2 protein-coding genes are annotated in these 4,364 nt (G+C 34.1%); both read left to right on the top strand.

Going from position 1 to position 4,364, the window contains the following annotated elements:
- A partial coding sequence (locus LQ617_RS15610) for a Rib/alpha-like domain-containing protein (RefSeq protein WP_239740779.1) occupies positions 1-1,067 on the top strand: 1,067 nt, incomplete at its 5' end.
- 257 nt (positions 1,068-1,324) lie between these two features.
- On the top strand, positions 1,325-4,364 hold a 3,040-nt coding region (locus LQ617_RS15605; RefSeq protein WP_239740778.1), incomplete at its 3' end, for an E domain-containing protein.

The raw sequence follows: 4,364 nt of genomic DNA, 5'->3' as shown, positions 1-4,364 counted from the left end.
CAGATGGTACAGAAGATCATATTAAAGTACCTGTAACAGTAGGGGAACAAGCAGATAATAATGCATATGAACCAACAACAGAAGGTGTAACAAAAGACAATGGTACACCAACGACAACAGACGATGTAACAGGTGCGGTAACAATCCCAGATTATCCAGCGGATAAAGAACAACCAACAATCACAGTGGATGACGAAACACAATTACCAGATGGAAACACACCAGGTACAACAGAAGTAGATGTGACAGTGACATACCCAGATGGCACACAAGATCACATAAAAGTACCTGTAACAGTAGGAGATGTAAACGACTTACCAGCACCAACAATTAATCCAATTGATAATGATGATACTGTCATTTCAGGTTCAAATGGTACACCTGGAAATACTATAGTTATTACATTCCCAGATGGCAGTACTTCAGAAACTGAGATTGATGATAATGGTAATTGGTCTGTAGATATTCCAACTGATGTAGATTTAAATAAAGACGATGAAATTACAGGTATTGAAAAAGATAATAATGGCAATGAATCAGACCCATCTGTTGTAGTTGTTGTCGATACAGACTCTGATAGTGATTCAGACGCAGACAGTGACGCAGATGCAGATAGTGATTCAGACGCAGACAGTGACGCAGATGCAGATAGTGATTCAGATGCAGACAGCGACGCAGACGCGGATAGTGATTCAGATTCTGATAGTGATTCAGACGCAGATAGCGACGCAGATGCAGACAGTGACGCAGATGCAGATAGTGATTCAGATGCAGACAGCGACGCAGACAGTGATTCAGACTCTGATAGTGACGCAGATGCAGATAGCGACTCAGATTCAGACAGCGATTCAGACGCAGGCATGTCATCAAATGATTCAAACAATAATGGTGGTAATGGTGTTGCTAATCAATCGAATGAAAATAATCAAGATCATAAAGCAAGCCATAACAAACTATTACCTGATACAGGTGAAGAATCAGAAGTTAATACAACTTTAATTGGTGGTTTAATAGCTGGATTGGGTTCATTATTCTTATTCGGTCGTCGTAGAAAAGAAGATAAATAATTTTATATTACACATTCGTAAAGTGGTTATGTCCAATGACATAGCCACTTTATTTATTTACATCAATTAACCATTCTCTAATTTAAATTTTTGTAAAACACAACGTTGTACAATACAAAATATTTTATGAGATATTATGTCTGTTAATTAAGTATTGCATTATTTAAAATTAATAAATATAATATTTCCTGATAAGTGCTCATATAAATAAAATGACTTATCATTATGAAAAAAATTTATTTTAGGAGGAATGTAGAATGAAAAAGAAACCAAAATCGAGAAGTACCAAAATCGATTTTATTCCTAATCGATTAAATAAATATTCTATTAGGAAATTTACTGTAGGTACTGCTTCAATTTTGGTTGGTGCTACACTATTATTCGGTTTAGGTGATGAAGCGAAAGCAGACGAGTTATCTAGCGAAAATTCAGTACAAGCACAATCAAAAAATTCTCAAAGTGATGAAAAATCTACTGAAATAAATGTAGATAAGTCATCAATTACACCAGAAGAAGCGAGCACAGAGAATGAGACGTCAGAAGAAGTATCATCTGAAGAAGCAAGTACAGAAGAAAAAGTATTAGAAAAAGCAACACCAGAAAAAGCAACACCAGAAAAAGCGAGTACAGAAGAGAATACTTCAGAAGAATTATCATCAAAAGATAAAGCAACAGAAGAAATATCAACAGAAGAGCCTAGTACAGAAGTAACAGCAACTGAAGACAACACATCAACAGAAGGTTTGACTGAAAAAGCAACAGAGAATAAAGCCCCAGAAAATCCAAATACAGAGGAAGTTACACCAGAAGAATCTGTACCAGAAAAAGCTAACTCACAGGATAATGCATCGGTCGAAGATGTAACTAAAGAACAACCAATTGCTACTGAGGATGTTAAAGTAGAAAAAAATTCTTCACTGAAAGTTAATAAATTAAATGAGCAAAATGTGGAATTAGCTAAAAATGCTTTAAGTGGCGAAATTAAAGAAGCTGAATTAAAAGCTCTTGTTGATTCTAATAACATAGATTTCAGCAATCTTTCAAATAAGGAAATAAAAAATGAATTATTACATATTGCTTTAAAAGAATATAGTGATAAATTAAATTCTGAAAAATTAATAGCTACAGAAGCTAAAAATAATTATCGTTCAGCTTTTAGAAGTGTTGCTGCATCAAGAAGTCTTTTAAGTAGTGAAAATCAATCAAATGCATTAGAAGTCTCTGATTGGAATAGTTTTACAAATGCATTAAATAATACGAGTGTTACAAATATAAAGCTAACACGAGATTTAGTCGCTACTAAAAATGAAACATTAAAACAAAATGTGGGTAGAGCATTAAAAATTAATGGTGATGGCCATAAGATTGATATGGGGAACTATTTTATAAATAGTCCTGCTAATGCAAATAGTTGGGATATTAGTTTTAATGACATAAATATAGATACAAACAACCCTAATGGCTTTATAAAATTTGCACCTAATAACAATAATAACCATACTTTAACTTTTGAAAATGTTACACACAAAGGTAATAATTTAATTGACAGTGCTGAAACTAATAATAATGTTACCGTGAATATTAAAGGCGACTTTTCAACAACTAGTAATGACAATAGTAATGCAAGATCGAATATTGGTGCAAAAAATATAAACATAAGTGAGAATGCTACTGTTACAGCTAAAAGAAGTGGTTTAGGTAATATATTTGAAATTGGCCAAGGTGGTACTTTTACTACTGGAGCGGCAGCGAAAGTAAATGCAGATACTACATCTGACAACCCTTGGGATGTTACTAATGGTCATACTATAATTAAAACAAATAATAATAGTACAGTTTCAATTGGGCAAGGTTCTAAATTTGATTTAAAAGGACAAAATATTTTTAGTTTTGGTCAGAATGGAAACTTGCTTGTTGGTGAAGAAGCAATTGTTAATATAAAACAAAAAGGTAACGGTAATATCGTGAATATGGGTATTGGCAGTAGTTTTATTATTGGTCAAAAAGCTCAATTCCTAGCATATTCTGATGAACATAGAACGCCTGGTGCTAACTGGTCAGAAAATAACCTCATTGGTTTAAATGGAGACTCCAAGATTGTATTAGAAAAAGAATCTAAGCTTTTTGTAGATGCTAAAAACCACCAATGGAATACTAAATCTGGCTCTCAATCTGGAGCATATAATGATTTAGTAAACATTAACGCTGTTGGTAATCAATCAGCTTTACTTCATGTTAAAGATAACGCTATTTTAGATTTAAGAACAGATAATAGAGATTATTATGCTGAAGTTATTTCAATTCCTTTAGGTGGAAACAATCAAAACAGACAATACATTTTTGACAATGCTTATTATGTAAACTTACAAAAGACAAGTAAAGTTACTAGTGGGGAAAGTAATAATCCACCAGGTTCAAAGCCTAACCTAGTGTTTATGGATCCTGGATCTCCAGGTTTTATTAAATGGAAAGGGTCTTATATAGCGAAAAAATGGGATCCATTACATTTTAGTGATCCTGAACAACATGAAGATGCAGATGATGTATGGAGAAATGTTGTGGATTTAAGTATGGAACAGAATGGGTTTAACTCTGGTGTTCCAGTATATAACAATGCTGAATCAACTAGATTAAGTGAAAGAGGTACTGATTTATCGAAATTAAACTTAAACTATGCTCAAAGGATTGTATTAATAAGTAATAAATCTAATAACCCTGAAGCTAGTGAATTGATAGATGATAAAGAAATTACTAAAGAACCAATACCTTACGAGACTATACGTGAATTTGATCCAAATTTACCTCCGGGAGCAGCAGATGTTATTGTTCAAAGAGGTGAAAATGGTGAGAAAACAACTACAATACCTACAAAAGTTAATCCAGATACAGGTGAAGTTGTAGACCGTGGTGAACCTAGCACTGAAATTACTAAGAATCCGGTTAATGAGATAATACACTTTGCTCCTGAAGCAGTACCACCAGGTCATAAAGATGAGTTTGATCCAAACTTACCAGTTGGCGAAACAGAAGAAGTACCGGGTAAACCAGGAATTAAAAATCCTGAAACAGGTGAAATCGTAACACCGCCGGTGGATAGAGTGACAAAACATGGTCCAATACCAGGTGACCCAATTGTGACGAAAGAACCAATTCCACATGAAACAACACGTGAGTTTAATCCAGATTTACCACCAGGTACAGAACGCGTGAAACAACCAGGTAAAGATGGTGAGAAAACAACAACAACACCAACAACGAAGAACCCATTAACAGGTGAAAAAGTTGGAGAAGGTGACC

Source organism: Mammaliicoccus sp. P-M59 (assembly GCF_022386135.1).
Classification (GTDB): domain Bacteria; phylum Bacillota; class Bacilli; order Staphylococcales; family Staphylococcaceae; genus Mammaliicoccus; species Mammaliicoccus sciuri_A.
The sequence above is the reverse complement of the archived record's forward strand: the minus strand, read 5'-3'. Positions and strand labels throughout refer to the sequence as shown.